Here is a 15,787-nt window from a genome sequence, read left to right on the forward strand (position 1 = left end):
CCTGCAGGGGAGGGAGCAGTTTTCGGCATAACCTTGATCACGCCGCCTGACGCAATCCTTCCACCCGGCTGTGCAGCAACTTCCAATCCACCACCAGCTCGCAACCACGCGCCTTGGCATTGCGCCCCCACTCGGTCAGCACTTCCAAGCACGCCTGATCGACGTGATGCAGGCGATCCAGCTCCAGCAGCACGCGTGTATTCGGCGGCACCTGCTCCAGCATGCGCGTCAACGCCGGCACCTTGAAGAAGGTGGCCGAGCCGTCGAGTTCCAGCTTCAGCATGCCCGGCTCTTCGTGATCGGCAAGTTCTACCTGCAGACGCGACGATTGCAGCGCAAGCTTCAATACCGATAAAGCAAAGCCCACCAGCACACCGGTCAAGAGATCGGTCACGACGATGGCGAGCGTGGTACCTGCATACACCACAAAGTTGCCGCGTCCATATTCGGCCAGCAGCTTCATCTGCTTGATGTTGATCATCTTGATGCCGGTAAACACCAGAATGCCGGCCAGGCATGCCACCGGCGTCATGCGGATCAGCCACGGCAGCAGCATGGCGAACACCAGCAGCCAACCACCATGCATGATCGTCGCCATGCGCGTGGCGGAGCCCGCCTGCACATTGGCGGCGCTGCGTACAATGACGCCTGTCATCGGCAGCGCGCCCAGCAGCCCGCACAGCATGTTGCCGACGCCTTGCGCGGTGAGCTCGCGGTTGTAATGGGTGCGTACGCCGTTGTGCATGCGATCCACGGCAGCGGCCGACAACAGCGTTTCCGCACTGGCGATCAGCGCGAAAGTGAGTGCGGCGACGAGCAGCGAGGGCTGCGCCAAGGCGGTCATGCCACTGAACGTCGGCAGTTCCACTGCCGCGAACAGGTTGGCGGGAATATCCACCTTGTTCACTGGCGTACCCAGCACGCTGACCGTCACCGTGACGATCACCACCGCCAATAACGCACCAGGCACGAAACGCAAAGCTTGCGGGCGCAGCTTCTCCCAGCCAAGCATGATGGCGATGGTGGACAAGCCAACCATCAGCGCCGCCACACTACCCGTTTCACCTTTAAAGGCGCTGGCCAATGCGCCCGGCAACGCAGCGAAATTTTCCAGGCCGCGCGCCTTCGGCAATGCATCGATCAGCACGTGCAACTGCGAAGCCACGATCAGAATGCCGATGCCCGACAGCATCCCCGCCACCACAGCCGGCGAGATCATGCGGAACCACACGCCCACCTTGCCGATGCCCGCGATGACCTGGATCAAGCCAGCAAGCAGCACGACTGGCCCCAGTGCCGCCACGCCGTACTCGCGCACCAGCTCGAACACCAGCACCGCGAGGCCTGCCGCCGGACCACTGACCTGCAACGGCGAACCCGCGATGGCGCCGACCACGATGCCGCCGATGATGCCGGTCATCAGGCCCGCCGCCGGCGGCATGCCCGATGCGATGGCGATGCCCATGCACAACGGCAGCGCCACCAGAAACACGACAATGGAGCCGAGCAGATCCCGGCCGAACAGCCCTTGGGAAAAATAAGATCGCATGATTCGTTCCTCAGGCTGCTGCCGTGGCGGCAAAGCGCATGTGCGGCGTGGCATCGGGCACTTTGCTGGCGTTCGGGTCGAGTTTCACGAAGCAGCCGCGCTCGGCATCGAAGGCTTCTATCTCCGCATGCTCGATGTCGTAGACCCAGCCATGGATGCTGAGATCGCCGCGCGCCATGCCCGCCGCCACCACCGGCAACGTGCGCAGATGCTCCAGCTGGCCGACGACGTTCTCGCGCGTCAGACAGGCCAGCGTTTCATGCTCGCTCAAACCCTGGTTGTTTTGCGCCACGACGTACTTGGCGACGTCACCGTGTTTCATCCACGCCGAAACAGATGGCATCTCTTTCACCAGCTCCGGCTTCTGCAGCGCCTTCATCGCGCCGCAGTCGGAATGGCCGCAGATCACGATGTGCTTCACCTTGAGCACACGCACGGCATATTCGATCGCCGCCACCACGCCGCTCACGTGCTGCGCATACGGCGGCACGATGTTGCCGATGTTGCGATAGACAAACAGCTCGCCCGGTTGCGTGTTGAACATCATTTCAGGCATCACGCGTGAATCGGCGCAGGTGATAAACATGGTGCTGGGACTTTGACCGGCGGCGAGTTTCTTGAACAGCTCGCGCTGACTCGGAAAAACGTGGTGATGGAAATGGCTGAAACCTTCGATCAGGCGCTTCATGGGAAATCTCTCTCTCGATGCGAATGGGGATGGATGCGCGCAGCCGTGACGCACGCACAGGCGTGCAGCGCGATGGCTGGGGTGCAATAACCAAGGGGATGACGGCGCAAGCCGCCGAAGCATCAGGCGAGATCGGGTGGACGCGGCAGGCGCAGCCCAGGTGCTGCCGGCAAGGGAAGCATGGCGCCGGTCGGCATGGCGACGCGGAGAGGATCGAGCCACACCCGCATCGGCGCCGGCAAGGCCAGCTCGTCGTCCATGTCGTCGTTGTCGGCGGCGAGCAAGAGCGTGACAGGCGATGAATCGTTGGCCGCGTGCCATGCGCCATTGTGATCGGCAACGCGGGTGCCATCGACAATGAAAACTGCCGGGATTGACGCTGCCTTCATCACGGGTGCCTGGCGTGCACTCGCGCCCCATGCAGCGCTCATCCATGACAGCAAGGCGCAGCACATCAGCAGGAGAAGACAAGAGCGGTCGGTCGATCGCATGGCGGCAAAGCTATCGGATTGGCATGCTGCAATGCAAGCTTTGCGACAAACTTGTGTTCATGTCGATACATCCCCGTAGGTTGGGGTGCGAACCCCAACATCACCATGCCTGCGGGTATCACGATGTTAGGGTTCGCACCCCAACCTACGGCAACGCCAAAAAGCAAAACGGCGGGCAAGGCCCGCCGTTTTTCCATCCTTGGGTCGAACTCCCTTCTGATAACCGTGTATCCGTTATCCGTTTCCCACCGATCAGAACGGGTAGTAGCGGATGCTGGTGAAGAACATGTTGTCCGAAGCGGTCGGCGCATTGCCCTTGGCGTCGGTGTACAGCTGGCGCGAGAGATGCGAGAACTGCGTACCGAACTGCACGCGGCCGAACTTGCCCTGGTAGAACTTCCACAGGAAGCCGAACGACTGTTCGGAAACCGCGCGGTTCTGGCCCGTACAACCGGTAGCTGCACCGTAGATGCCGCAGTTGGCATTGTTGTAGCCGAGGGCTGCGGCACCGTAACCGAGCGGCAAGCCGTTCACGCCGACGGTTTGGTAGCTGTCCTGCTGCTCGCGGCCGCCTTCGACGTACAGATCGAAATTTTCGGAGGCATGCCAGGTCAGCGTGCCGAGCGCCATGTTTTCCTTCAGCGGATGCGGCGCGCCGCTGGTGGTGTAGGTGATGTCGTTGAGGCCAGAGGTGCCGTAACGGCCAATGCCCTTGCCGCTCATGCCCGACACCTGCAGGTCCAGCACCTTCGGAACCAGCGGCAACACCATGCCGAAGCCGAAGCCGCCGCCGTGCGCGGTCTGGTTGGTGGTGCCGGCCGGCCCGCCGTTGGCCGTGGTCGGCGTCACGCGGGTGGTGAACTCGCGCGAGATGCCGAACAGTTCGTAGTGGCCCCAACCCGGATCGGCCGCAAACTTCACGAGGATGTCCGGAATCTGGTTGAGCGACACCGAGTTCAGCGTGTCATACAGCGAGCCGGCGCCGACCGTGGCGGTCGTGGTCGCATAGCCCTTGGTGCCCGTACCGGCCGTGGCGCCGACGCCAGCGGTCTGCGGATTTTCAACCGAGATACCCAGCCACCACTTCTTGTCCCAATCCTTGACCAGGCGCAGCTGCGTTTGGCGCGCCCAGTTGAAACCTGCGCCGTACTGCGCGTCGATGGTCGGCGGCAACACTTCCTTGCCGGGGGTGATGCCCACGCTGTCGAGCGTCATCAGCGACCATGCCTGGCCCGCCAATGCGTGCAGGCCGTAGTCGGTCCAATCCACGCTGGTCCACAACTGGCGAATGCGCATGTTGAACGAGTTGCTCTCGTTCATGTTGGCCGTCTGGGCGCCACCGAGGAAGTCCGTCTCGTAGTAGCCCGTCACGTGCGTCGTGTCGTTGATGTCGCCTTCGGCCTTGATCGACAGGCGGCTCTGGCGCGCGCTGTAGACGAACTGGTTGTTGCGGGCGTTGGTGACCGGATAGGTGGTGGTGGCGCCGCTGCTCGTGTTGATCGGCGCGGTGCTGGTGCCACCCATGAACGGAATGGCGGTGAACTTGGTGGCGATGTCATCGGCGGTGTCGCGCGAACGATACGCCGTTTCAGCCGCGAGGAAGCCGCCGAAGGTCCACTTCACGCCACCGGTGCCACCGAGGATGTCGCCCTTGTGCTCGGTCGCGGCCACGGCAACCTGCTTCTGCGTAGCCTGCACCTGCGCCTGCGTCGCCTGCACGGACTGCGCCGTTTCAACCTGTGCCTGCTGCGCCGCCTGCTGCTGCGACTCCAGGTCTTGAACCTTCTGCTCCAGTGCTTGGATCTCTGCCTTCATCTGCGCCAGTTCAGAAGCGCTGACGGTCACCTTCTTGTTCGACGTCTGAGCTGACACCGGCGCTGTCACGCTGGTCAGGCCCAAACCGGCAGCGATGGCTACCGTGAGCATCTTGGAACGCATGTTGTTATCTCCGCTAGATCAAATGAAACCGCGCGGCATCACAGTCCTTCCCCTGGAGCGGCCTGCGGGCTGGCGGCATGATCGAGCGGCAGCTTTACCGTTAGATGGATGTTATGTGACAGAACGATGACGAACCGTACGGTTTGCCGTCCAGGGGCATACGGATTTTTGACTGCGAACCTTACCGTCGTAGGTGCTCTACCCTGCTTGAGGCTGACGACCACGCGGCGCTGAGCGAAGAACGTAGGCTGCGATGCAATCCCAGCATTTGGTTGACATGGCGACGCTGGGATTGCATCCCAGCCTACCTGCACGACGGCGGCATCAGCATTCGGCTGATATGCTTGTCCGATGGAGCAACTCAATAACAGCTTGGCGGTCCGCATGGCCGACCGTTTCCGCGGCTTTCTGCCGGTGGTCGTTGATGTAGAGACCGGTGGTTTCGATGCCGATCGGGATGCGTTGCTGGAAATCGCCGCTGTCACCATCGGCATGGATCAAGAAGGCCATCTTTATCCGCACCCGGTGGTGTCCACCCACGTGGAGCCCTTCCCCGGCGCGAACATCGATCCGCGCGCGCTAGAGATCACTGGCATCGATCCGGACAATCCGCTGCGCGCCGCCTTGCATGAACGCGCCGCGCTGGACCATATCTTTCAGGCCGTGCGCGCCGCCGTGCGCGCCGACGATTGCCAGCGCGCGGTGTTGGTAGGGCATAACGCCGCATTCGACCTGGGATTTCTCAATGCCGCCGTGCGCCGCGTGGGCCACAAGCGCAATCCGTTCCATCCTTTCAGCTGCTTCGACACTGCGAGTCTCAGCGGCTTGCTGTACGGGCAAACCGTCTTGAGCAAGGCGGTAATCGCCGCCGGCTACAGCTTCGACGCGAGCGAGGCGCATTCGGCGGTGTATGACGCCGAGCGCACCGCCCTGCTGTTTTGCCGCATCGTGAACCGGGTGCGTTCGCTGGAAGTGCTGGAACTGGAGCGAGTGGGCGCGGCGCTGCCGTAGGTTGGGGTGCGAACCCCAACATCGCCATGCTCATCAGGATCGTCGTGTTGGGGTTCGCACCCCCAACCTACGGTGATGCCCGCAAAGTTTTGCGGTTGTCATCAAGCTGACACATTTGTCTCATCTCATTGCAACACCTTACCTCTGCAATACGCGGGTCGTAGGCATTACCTAGCCAACTTCCCTCAAGGAGCCACTGTGTTGACCTCATTCAAACTTCCGTCCCGCCTCGGCACGCTCGCCCTGGTGGTTGCCGCGTCCCTGTTCGGCACGACGGTGCAAGCTACCGACATCACCGGTGCAGGCTCCAGCTTCGTTTATCCGGTTATCTCCAAGTGGTCGGCGGCTTATGCCGAGAAGACCGGCAACCACATCAACTATCAGTCGATCGGTTCCGGCGGCGGCATTGCGCAGATCAAGGCCGGCACGGTGGATTTCGGCGCCTCCGACATGCCGTTGAAGGCGGAAGACCTGGCCAAGTTCGGCCTGGGCCAGTTCCCCGACGTAATCGGCGGCATCGTGCCGGCGTTCAACGTGGCCGGCGTGGCGCCGGGTGCGCTGGTGCTGGACGGCCCGACCCTGGCCGACATCTATCTGGGCAAGATCACCACCTGGAATGATCCTGCCATCACCAAGCTCAACCCCAGCGTGCACCTGCCGTCGTCCAAGATTTTCGTGGTGCATCGCTCGGATGGTTCGGGCACCTCGTTCAACTTCACCAACTACCTGTCGAAGGTGAGCGCGGATTGGAAGTCGAAGGTCGGTGAAGGCACCGCCGTGCAGTGGCCGACCGGTATCGGCGGCAAGGGCAACGAGGGCGTGTCCGCTTATATCAAGCAGATCCCGAATTCGATCGGCTATGTGGAATACGCCTACGCCGTGCAGAACAAGCTCGGCTACGCCAAGATGAAGAACGCCTCCGGCACCGTGGTGGAGCCGACCATTGCCAGCTTCCAGGCTGCCGCCAACACGGCTGATTGGAAGAGCGCCAAGGATTTCAACCTGCTGATGACCAATGCACCGGGCGCCGATGCATGGCCGATCACCGCCACCTCGTGGGTGATCATGTACAAGACGCCGAAGAACGCGGCCAACACCAAGGTGGCCTTCAACTTCTTCAAGTACGCTTACGAACAAGGCCAGGATGCCGCGCGCGCGCTGGATTACGTGCCGCTGCCTGCCTCGCTGGTGCAACAGATCGAAGCCTACTGGGCCAGCGAATACAAGCAGTAAGCTTGAGTGCTGAGGCAAGGATGCGCAGCCTGAAAGCGACTCTTGCGACGCGCGCAACGTTACGTTGCGCGCGTCGTGCTGACTGAAACCATCGCAAGAAAATCACGCCCCATGTCAGCCACAAGTGCCGAACCGATTCCCCGCGATACTGAACATCGTTCGCGCACCGATGCCCGTCACGACCGGTTCTTCCGTTTCCTGCTGCGCTTTTGCGCTTTGCTGGTGTTGGCAGCGCTGCTTGGCGCGGCGCTCTCCACGCTGTGGGGCGGACGCACCGTATTGTTCAAGGACGGCTTCCGCTTTTTATTCAGCTCGGACTGGAATCCGGTCGAGAACCAGTTCGGCGCGCTGGCGCCGATCGTCGGTACGTTGGTCACCTCGCTGATCGCCTTGGTCCTCGCGGTGCCGGTGAGTTTCGGCATTGCCCTCTTTCTGACCGAGATCGCGCCTCGCTGGATGCGCGGCCCGGTCGCCGGCGCCATTGAACTGCTGGCGGCGATTCCTTCGATCATCTACGGCATGTGGGGTTTGTTCGTGTTCGTGCCGTTCATGGCCAGCATCGAGCCCACGCTCAGCGACACGATCGGTAACATCCCGGTGATCGGCGCCCTGTTTCAAGGGCCGCCGCTGGGCTTAGGGCTGCTGACCGCGGGCATCGTGCTGGCAGTGATGATCCTGCCGTTTATTTCCTCGGTGATGCGCGAGGTGTTCCAGACCGTACCGGCGCGCTTGAAAGAATCTTCATACGCGCTCGGATCCACCACTTGGGAAGTGGTGTGGGACATCGTGCTGCCGTATACGCGTTCGGCGGTGATCGGCGGCATTTTCCTCGGGCTTGGGCGTGCGCTCGGCGAGACCATGGCTGTCACTTTCGTGCTGGGCAACTCGTATAACCTCACTGCATCGCTGCTGATGCCGGGCACGTCGATTTCCTCCAGCATCGCCAACGAATTCAATGAAGCAGTGGACCTGCATCGTTCCGCACTGATCGCGCTGGGCTTCCTGCTTTTCGTGGTGACCTTCATCGTGCTGCTGATCGCACGGTTGATGTTGCGCCAGTTGCAACGCAAGGAGGGTCGCTGATGTCCGCCGTCTACGCACGCCGCTCCATCGTCAATATCGTTGCGCTGGCGCTCAGTGGGCTCGCCACGCTGATCGGCCTGATCTTTTTGGTCTGGATTTTGTGGGTCACCGCGCAAAATGGCTTGGGCGCCATCAAGCTCACGTTGTTTACCAAGATCACCGCTTATGCCGACCAAGGCGGCCTGGCCAATGCCATGGTGGGCAGCCTGATCATGGATTTGATGGCGCTGTTGATCTGCGCGCCGATCGGCGTGCTGGCCGGTACGTATCTGGCCGAATACGCCAGCTCCACGCGCCTGGGTGCCACGATCCGCTTCCTCAATGACATTCTGCTATCGGCGCCGTCGATCGTGCTTGGCCTGTTCGTGTATGTGATCGTGGTGATTCCCACCACCGAACTCACCGATGGCCGCATCACCTTCTCCGGCTTTGCCGGCAGTGTGGCGTTGGCGTTGATCGGCTTGCCGGTGATCGTGCGCACCACCGATGAAATGCTGCAGCTGGTGCCCGGCACCTTACGCGAAGCGGCGCTGTCGCTCGGCATTCCGCAGTGGAAGCTCACCGTGCAGGTACTGATGCGCGCAGCGTTCTCCGGCATTCTCACCGGCGTGCTGCTGGCGCTCGCGCGCCTGGCCGGCGAAACCGCGCCGCTGCTGTTCACCGCCTTCGGCAACAACTTCATGACCGCGCATCCGCTGGACAAGATGGCCAGCATGCCGGTGACGATCTATCAGTACACCAACGATCCGAATCCGGCGCTGCATGCGATCGCCTGGGCCGGCGCGCTGTTGATCACCCTGTTCGTGCTGGCGCTGAGCCTGCTGACCCGCATCATGTTTTCGCGCAAGAAGGTGAGTTATGAATGACCTCGCCGCCGCTACCGCGGCTCCCCTGACCGGCGCCAACACGCCCGCCAAGCTCAAAGTGCGCGACGTGCACTTCTACTACAACGGATACCATGCGCTGAAAGGCATCAACATGGATATTCCGGAGAAGCAGGTTACCGCCATCATCGGCCCATCCGGTTGCGGCAAATCCACCCTGCTGCGCATCTTCAATCGCATCTACGCGATCTATCCCAAGCTGGAAGCGAAGGGTTCGATCGAACTGGACGGCGAGAACATTCTCGACCCGAGCTATTCGATGAACCGCCTGCGCACCAAGGTGGGCATGGTGTTCCAGAAGCCGGTGCCGTTCCCGATGACCATTTTCGAGAACGTCGCCTACGGCATTCGCCATCACGAGCGGCTGTCGCGCGCGGACATGGAAATCCGCGTGGAGCAGGCGCTGCGCAGCGCAGCACTGTGGGATGAAGTGAAGGACAAGCTCAAGCAGAGTGCGCTAGGGTTGTCCGGTGGCCAGCAGCAACGTTTGTGTATCGCGCGCGGCATCGCGCTGCGCCCGGAAGTGCTGCTGCTGGACGAACCGACGTCCGCGCTCGATCCCATCGCCACCGGCCGCATTGAACAGCTGGTGGAAGAACTCAAGCACGAATACACGATCGTGATCGTCACCCACAACATGCAGCAGGCGGCACGCGTGTCCGACCGCACGGCGTTCATGTACATGGGCGATCTGATCGAGTTCGACAATACCGAAAAGATCTTCACCAAACCTGGCAAGAAGCAGACCGAGGATTACATCACCGGTCGCTTTGGATAACCGGCGCAACGCGCCACCTTATTCCCTCTCCCTTCTGGGGTGAGGGCAGGGTGAGGGGCGAATCTGGCGGGAAACCATTCGCCCCCCTTCCCCACTACCGAAACAGCACGAGGCCATCCCATGAGCGGCAGCAGCAAGGAACACATCATCAAGAGCTACGACGACGAACTGCTGCGCCTGACCGGCGAGCTGGTTCGCATGGGCGAGTTGGCAGTGAGCCAGTTGGAAGCCGCGATCGACGTGGTGGACCGCCGCGACGAACGCGCCGCCCAGCACGTGGTCAACAACGACGACGCCATCGATCAGCTCGAACAGGACATCAGCCACGACGTGGTGCGCCTGCTGGCGCTGCGTGCACCGATCGCCGGCGACCTGCGTCACGTGTTCGCCGCGCTGCGCATCGCCGCCGACATCGAACGCATCGGCGACTACGCTGCCAACGTGGCCAAGCGCTCGATTCCCCTGTCGATGGCCGCTCCGCTGAAACCAACCAGTGGCCTGGCGCACCTGGCTGAACTGGCTGCCGAAGAAATCCGCTCGGTCCTGCGCGCCTACCGCGACCGCGATGCCGAGTTGGCATACAAGGTATGGCAGGACGATGTGGAACTCGATGAAGCCTATACGGCCTACTTCCGCGAACTCCTGACCTACATGATGGAAGACCCGCGCGTGATCACGCCTTGCACGCATCTGTTGTTCATGGCCAAGAACATCGAGCGCATCGGCGACCACGCTACCAATATCGCCGAGAACGTGTGGTTCCTGGTCAAGGGCGAGCCCTTGACGGCACAGCGCGACAAACGCGATCTGACCTCCAGCCCCGAGCCGGTGAAGCTGGGCCATCGCCCGGATTGATCCCGCCGAAAGCCGCGTAGGTTGGGGTGCGAACCCCAACATCGCCATGTCGATCGAAAGGACATTGTTGGGGTTCGCACCCCAACCTGCGGTGTTACGCTCACCGCTTACGCCATTCGTACGGAATCCTCGCGTGACGCCTGCGTTGCACGCTGCAAATCTCAACCCCAAAACCGGCTTAAGCTGGCCCGGCAAGCTCTACACCCTCATCGCCCTGCTCGCCTGCCTGTTCGCCTTCATCGGCCTCTCCAGCAACAGCTTCTGGGCCGACGAGCTGTTCACCATGCAGGTGGTGGATCACCACATGGGCCTGGGCGAAGTGTTCCGGCGCGTGCTGGCCGACGTGCATCCGCCGCTGTATGACTTTCTGCTTTATCCCTGGATCGCACTGTTCGGCACCAGCGAAGGGGCCGTACGCCTGCTCAGCGCGATCCTGGCAGTACTGAGCATCGGCATCTTCGCGCTGGGCATGCGCCGCCGGTTGTCGCCCACGGCCATAGCGTTTGCCTGCGCGGTCGCCACGACCTCGCTGTTCTGGTATTCGCAAGCGCAGAACGCGCGCGATTACACGCTGGCCATCACGTTCTCCGCGGCATTGCTGGCAACGGCTATTACGTTCCGTCAGCGCGTGCTATCGAGCAACCGCGTGCCTATCGGTACCTGGCTTGGGCTTACCTTGCTCGGCATCGCCGGCAGCCAATCCCATCCCTACATGCTGCTCACCGTGGGCATGGTGCTGCTGTTCCTGCTGATCACGTCGCGCACCTGGCCGCAGCGCATTGCCGTCGCTCTATCAGGGCTGATCGTGCTGGGGATTTATGTCGGCTTGCTGTGGTTGATGACGCACGCTGGCAAGCAAGGTTTCCAAGGGGCCTGGTTCACGAACAGCGCGAAGTTTTTCGGTTCGCACTTGCGCCGCGTCGTGTTTCATTTCATGAGTCGACAGGCGCTGTTGGTCGTGGTCGGCATGCTGCTGGTGTTGTGGTTTCGCCGTTCGCGTAACGCTTCAACGCAGGTCGACGCAGCACCGCTCACCCGTTGGGCAACCCAGCTTTGTGGTGTCGTCTGCGCGGGCGTGATCCTCAGCGGCATTGCCGTGTCTTTGCTGGTGGCGCCCTCGTTCTCGTATCGCAACGTGCTGGTATGCGCGCCGTTCGGCTGGTTCCTGCTTGCCCGGCTGTATGACGCCGCCGGGCCACGGACAACGACGCGTCAGGGCGCCATCGCGGCGGCAGTCATCGTCGTGCTGCTCGGCTCGCAAGGACTGGCATTGATGCGCGGACGCCTGCTGCCCTCCAACGAGCCATGGCGTGCGTCGGCGGCCTACGTCAATGGATTGCCAGGCTGCGCCGGCACCACGCTGCCGGTGATTGCGTATCCCGGCACCTATGGCGTGGGCATGACGTCCGGCGTGCGCGCGATGATCGAGCGCAACTACTACGGTTATTACCTGCCGCCTGGCTATCGGCCGTATGCGTACTTTCCCGATGAATGGCTAAAGCATGCCGCTGAAGCCTCGCAAAGGGACAGCCCGTGCCCAGTGCTTGGCTGGGTACTGCACGATCTATCGGATGAAGAACGCGCGCTGGCACTGGCCAAGCAATTCGTCAGCCAGCCGGGCGTTGCCAATCATCAAGTGGTTATCCAGGAATTCGTGACGTACGACTTGAGCTGGCTGGCCTGGAAATCGCAGCCGAGTGCGTTCGTGTTTCTGCGGGCGACGCCAGCGACGATCAATACGCCTTCGTCATTACCGGAAGGAATGGATATCGACCGGAAACATTCGCTGGGCGACCGGATCGTAGTGAGCTTCGATCCCCCCATGGCCACTTACGACATCCGCCGCCTGCATCTGTAGGTTGGGGTGCGAACCCCAACATCACCATGTCGATCGAAATGACATAGTTGGGGCTCGCACCCCAACCTACGCGGTCAATGGAGTTCCACCTTGTGCCCGGCTTCGCGCGCCAGCTTGCGCACCCGCGCACTGCGCGCGATGCCATAGATACCAATCAACAGCCACGCCACTTCCATGAAAAACGCCGAGGCATTAAACGCACCGAACAGCAGCGACAGCATCACGCCAATGGCCCCCAGCACATTCATCAACTGATAGACCAAACCATTGCCGTGCAGCTTATGCGCCTGCAACAGCAAATACGCCAGCAGCATCAGGGCGACGCCGACGTAGCCTGTCCAATCATGCCAATACAAGGTCATCGCACACTCCTTTGACGCAATGCTTCGAACAGAACGATACCGGTAGCCACCGATACGTTGAGGCTTTCCATGGTACCCGGCATCGGAATCTTCGCCGTGAAATCGCAGGTCTCGCGCGTCAGTCGGCGCATGCCCTCGCCTTCGCTGCCGAGCACCAATGCGACCGGCCCTTTAAGGTCGATGTCGTAGATGGATTGCTCGGTATCGCCAGCAAGGCCAGTGATCCACACGCCAGCGTCCTTCAACACGCGCAACGCACGCGCAAGATTGGTCGCTGCGACCAGCGGCACGCGATCGGCACCACCGGCCGAAGCTCGGCGCACCACCGGCGTGATGCCGACGGCGCGGTCCTTCGGCACGATCACCGCCGTGACGTTTGCAGCGGCTGCGCTGCGTAGACAGGCGCCAAGATTGTGCGGATCGGTGATGCCATCCAGCACCAGCACCAAGGCGTTGCTGCCGGCTTGCTCGATCAACTCAGGCAAATCATGTTCATCGGCCAGCGGCGGCGCCTGGTACAGCGCCACTACGCCTTGATGGCGCGCTTCCCCCGCCACACGATCGAGTTGCTCGCGTGGGCGATGGTGCACGGGAATCTTCAGCGCCTTGGCTTTTTCCGCCAATTCGTGCACCCGCGGATTGCGCTGACCGTTTTCCACCAGCACTTCGCGCACGCGTTCGGCGTCGTTGTTCAAGGCACCTTCCACCGGGTTGATCCCGACGATCCAACTGCCAGAGTCTGCCTTCATACCCCAGATACCCCGCGTTGCGCCTGAGCAGCCGCCATGCGACAGCCCACGGCTCGACCAGACAACCAGTCTGGCGCTGCGCCACGCGCTGCCACCTGACGACTACTCAGGCGCAACGCGAGGTATCTGGAATATGAAGACAGCCTCTTACTCATCGTTTGCCCTTCGATTTCGGCGCGCGGGTCTTGGCCGTCTTGGTGCTGTGCCTGGCTGGCTTGGCATTGGCCGGGCTGGCGTTGCGCTTGCCTTTGGATTTATCTGCGGTCGTTTTCTTGCCCGGTTTGGCAGCACCGCGTTTCTTTGCATCCCCACCGTCAAATCCAGGCAACGGCGGCAAGGCGGGAAGCGGCTTTCTAGCTGCCGGCAAGGAATAGCGTTCATCGGAAGCCGAGTAATCGTAAGCACGCTTTGACGTCGGTGGCACGAAAGCCTGCGGTGCCGGCTCCGGTTCCTTTTTCTTCTTCGGCTGCACCATGCGAAAGTCGATCTTGCGATCTTCCAGGCTCGCGCGCAGCACCTGGATGCGCACGTGATCGCCAAGCCGGAACTGCAAACCGGTGCGTTCGCCCTTCAACAGATGGCGGATGGGATCGAAGTGGTAATAGTCGTTGGACAGCTGGCTGATATGCACCAGCCCGGACACCTTGGACTCATCCAGCTCCACGAACAGGCCGAACGAGGTGACGCCAGTGACCACGCCATCGAACTCTTCGCCGACATGCTTGGCCATCCACGCGCAGCGGAAACGCTCGTCCACGTCGCGTTCGGCTTCTTCGGCGCGGCGTTCGCGCTGCGAACAATGCACGGCCATCGCGGCCATGGTCGTTTCGCTGTAGTGATACGCCGACGGCTTGCCACCTTTGAGCGCATAGCGAATCGCGCGGTGCACGAGCAGATCCGGATAGCGGCGAATCGGCGAGGTGAAGTGCGCATACGCTTCCAGCGCCAAACCGAAATGGCCGCGATTGTCCGGTTGATACGCCGCCAGGCTTTGCGCGCGCAGCAATACCGACTGGATCAACTCGCGCTCGGGACGATCCTTCACCATGCGCAGCACGTCCGAGAAATCGCTGGGCGTGACCTCGTCTACCGGCGGCATGCGTAGTTTGAATTCACGCAGGAACTGCTGCAGGTCTTCGTATTTCTCCGCCGGCGGCGATTCGTGCGCGCGGTACAGCGCGGGAATCTTGCGTTTGCTGAGGAACGTGGCCGCCTGCACGTTGGCAGCGATCATGCATTCCTCGATCAGCTTGTGCGCATCGTTGCGTTCCACCGCACCAACGGCCTGCACTTCGCCCGTCGCATCGAGGCGGAATTTCACTTCGGCGGTTTCGAAATCGATCGCGCCACGGCGTCGACGCTGTTCGGCCAGGGCCTTGTACAGCGCGTGCAGGTTTTCCAATTGCGGCAGCACATCCGCCACTTCATGCCGTGCATCGGCATCTTTCACGCCAATCGCCTGCCACACCTTGTCGTAGGTGAGGCGCGCATGCGATCGCATCACGGCGTCATAGAACTTGGCCTTGCTGACTTCGCCCTCCGCGCTCACCTGCATGTCACACACCATGCACAGACGTTCCACTTTCGGGTTGAGCGAGCAGATGCCGTTGGACAAGGTCTCCGGCAACATCGGCACGACAAAGCCGGGGAAGTACGTCGACGTGCTGCGTTCGTAGGCTTCCTTGTCGAGCGGACTGTCGACCGGCACGTAGTGCGAAACGTCGGCAATCGCGACGATCAGCCGCCAACCGCCACCGCGCTTGGGTTCGGCATACACCGCATCGTCGAAGTCGCGCGCATCGGCACCATCGATGGTCACCAACGGAAGCTTGCGCAGGTCGACGCGGCCTTCGCGTTCGGCTGCGGTGACTTCCGGTTCCACCTCTTCGGCCTCGCGCAGCACTTCCGGCGGCCATTCGTGCGGCAGGTCGTAACTGGCGATCGCCATGTCCACCAGCAACGACGGTTGCAGGCGCTCACCGAGCACGCTGCGGATAATGCCCAGCGGGCCGCGATAAGCAGTAGGCGGATCGGTGATCTCCGCCACCACGATCTGGCCGGAGCGCGCACCGCGTTCCTTGCCAGGCGCAATCATGATGTCCAGGTGCAGGCGGCGATCGTCCGGCACTACCAGGGTGACGCCGTTTTCGATCACCACCCGGCCGACCAGCCGCGGCGAGCGTCGCTGCAGCACTTCCACGATGGAACCTTGCCGCCGTCCGCGCCGGTCCATGCCCACCACGCTGGCGAGCACGCGATCACCGTGCAGCACGCTGCGCATCTGGTACGGCGACAGGTACAGATCGTC

14 protein-coding genes are annotated in these 15,787 nt (G+C 61.9%); 7 read left to right on the forward strand and 7 right to left on the reverse strand.

The features are described 5' to 3' along the window. Nucleotides 1–37 precede the first annotated feature (37 nt). From VJR68_RS06285 to VJR68_RS06300, 4 genes are all read right to left on the reverse strand, one after another. Nucleotides 38–1,549, reverse strand: a complete 1,512-nt coding sequence (locus tag VJR68_RS06285; protein WP_324146814.1) for a SulP family inorganic anion transporter — start codon at nt 1,547–1,549, stop codon at nt 38–40. Between the two features lie 10 nt (nt 1,550–1,559). After that, entirely contained in the window at nt 1,560–2,237 is a 678-nt protein-coding gene (locus VJR68_RS06290; protein ID WP_324146815.1) for a carbonic anhydrase, read from the reverse strand. A gap of 122 nt (nt 2,238–2,359) precedes the next feature. Next, entirely contained in the window at nt 2,360–2,626 is a 267-nt protein-coding gene (locus tag VJR68_RS06295) for a hypothetical protein (protein WP_324146816.1), read from the reverse strand. A gap of 354 nt (nt 2,627–2,980) precedes the next feature. Then, a complete protein-coding gene (locus VJR68_RS06300; protein ID WP_324146817.1) occupies nt 2,981–4,666 on the reverse strand; it encodes a hypothetical protein in 1,686 nt (561 codons plus the stop codon). Between the two features lie 351 nt (nt 4,667–5,017). Between VJR68_RS06300 and rnt the strand changes: the two genes are divergently transcribed. The 7 genes from rnt to VJR68_RS06335 all read left to right on the forward strand — a co-directional run bounded on the left by rnt (nt 5,018) and on the right by VJR68_RS06335 (nt 12,368). After that, entirely contained in the window at nt 5,018–5,677 is a 660-nt protein-coding gene (gene rnt / locus VJR68_RS06305; RefSeq protein ID WP_324146818.1) for a ribonuclease T, read from the forward strand. 201 nt (nt 5,678–5,878) lie between these two features. Continuing rightward, the gene (gene pstS, locus VJR68_RS06310; protein ID WP_414647746.1) at nt 5,879–6,910 is read left to right on the forward strand and encodes a phosphate ABC transporter substrate-binding protein PstS; all 1,032 of its coding nucleotides are present in this window, start codon (nt 5,879–5,881) and stop codon (nt 6,908–6,910) included. 111 nt (nt 6,911–7,021) lie between these two features. Continuing rightward, nucleotides 7,022–7,993, forward strand: coding sequence for a phosphate ABC transporter permease subunit PstC (gene pstC / locus VJR68_RS06315; protein WP_324146820.1), 972 nt, complete (start codon nt 7,022–7,024; stop codon nt 7,991–7,993). Further along, complete coding sequence (pstA, locus tag VJR68_RS06320; protein ID WP_324146821.1) at nt 7,993–8,859, forward strand: phosphate ABC transporter permease PstA; 867 nt, start codon at nt 7,993–7,995, stop codon at nt 8,857–8,859. Before pstC ends, pstA begins: the two co-directional genes overlap by 1 nt. Beyond that, nucleotides 8,852–9,655 carry a phosphate ABC transporter ATP-binding protein PstB gene (gene pstB, locus VJR68_RS06325; RefSeq protein WP_324146822.1) on the forward strand — a complete coding sequence of 268 codons (804 nt, stop codon included), beginning with the start codon at nt 8,852–8,854 and terminating at the stop codon, nt 9,653–9,655. Before pstA ends, pstB begins: the two co-directional genes overlap by 8 nt. Nucleotides 9,656–9,775: 120 nt before the next feature. Continuing rightward, nucleotides 9,776–10,510 (forward strand): phosphate signaling complex protein PhoU, encoded by a 735-nt coding sequence (phoU, locus tag VJR68_RS06330; protein ID WP_324146823.1) that lies wholly within the window; start codon nt 9,776–9,778, stop codon nt 10,508–10,510. 133 nt (nt 10,511–10,643) lie between these two features. Beyond that, complete coding sequence (locus VJR68_RS06335; RefSeq protein WP_324146824.1) at nt 10,644–12,368, forward strand: glycosyltransferase family 39 protein; 1,725 nt, start codon at nt 10,644–10,646, stop codon at nt 12,366–12,368. Nucleotides 12,369–12,442: 74 nt separating this feature from the next. Here the strand turns inward: VJR68_RS06335 and VJR68_RS06340 are convergent, their stop codons facing one another. The 3 genes from VJR68_RS06340 to rnr all read right to left on the reverse strand — a co-directional run. Next, a complete protein-coding gene (locus tag VJR68_RS06340; RefSeq protein WP_324146825.1) occupies nt 12,443–12,730 on the reverse strand; it encodes a CBU_0592 family membrane protein in 288 nt (95 codons plus the stop codon). Further along, entirely contained in the window at nt 12,727–13,479 is a 753-nt protein-coding gene (gene rlmB, locus VJR68_RS06345; protein WP_324146826.1) for a 23S rRNA (guanosine(2251)-2'-O)-methyltransferase RlmB, read from the reverse strand. The genes VJR68_RS06340 and rlmB overlap by 4 nt, the downstream gene beginning before the upstream one ends. Nucleotides 13,480–13,630: 151 nt before the next feature. Next, nucleotides 13,631–15,787: ribonuclease R (gene rnr / locus VJR68_RS06350; protein ID WP_324146827.1), on the reverse strand; the 2,157-nt coding region annotated here is incomplete at its 5' end.

It is taken from the genome of Dyella sp., from assembly GCF_035277725.1.
Classification (GTDB): Bacteria; Pseudomonadota; Gammaproteobacteria; order Xanthomonadales; family Rhodanobacteraceae; genus Dyella_B.

Bases quoted from the DNA above. Each gene is read 5' to 3' on its own strand.
- VJR68_RS06285 (WP_324146814.1), bottom strand. From the start codon at position 1,549: ATGCGATCTTATTTTTCCCAAGGGCTGTTCGGCCGGGATCTGCTCGGC.
- VJR68_RS06290 (WP_324146815.1), bottom strand. From the start codon at position 2,237: ATGAAGCGCCTGATCGAAGGTTTCAGCCATTTCCATCACCACGTTTTT.
- VJR68_RS06295 (WP_324146816.1), bottom strand. From the start codon at position 2,626: ATGAAGGCAGCGTCAATCCCGGCAGTTTTCATTGTCGATGGCACCCGC.
- VJR68_RS06300 (WP_324146817.1), bottom strand. From the start codon at position 4,666: ATGCGTTCCAAGATGCTCACGGTAGCCATCGCTGCCGGTTTGGGCCTG.
- rnt (WP_324146818.1), top strand. From the start codon at position 5,018: ATGGAGCAACTCAATAACAGCTTGGCGGTCCGCATGGCCGACCGTTTC.
- pstC (WP_324146820.1), top strand. From the start codon at position 7,022: ATGTCAGCCACAAGTGCCGAACCGATTCCCCGCGATACTGAACATCGT.
- pstA (WP_324146821.1), top strand. From the start codon at position 7,993: ATGTCCGCCGTCTACGCACGCCGCTCCATCGTCAATATCGTTGCGCTG.
- pstB (WP_324146822.1), top strand. From the start codon at position 8,852: ATGAATGACCTCGCCGCCGCTACCGCGGCTCCCCTGACCGGCGCCAAC.
- phoU (WP_324146823.1), top strand. From the start codon at position 9,776: ATGAGCGGCAGCAGCAAGGAACACATCATCAAGAGCTACGACGACGAA.
- VJR68_RS06340 (WP_324146825.1), bottom strand. From the start codon at position 12,730: ATGACCTTGTATTGGCATGATTGGACAGGCTACGTCGGCGTCGCCCTG.
- rlmB (WP_324146826.1), bottom strand. From the start codon at position 13,479: ATGAAGGCAGACTCTGGCAGTTGGATCGTCGGGATCAACCCGGTGGAA.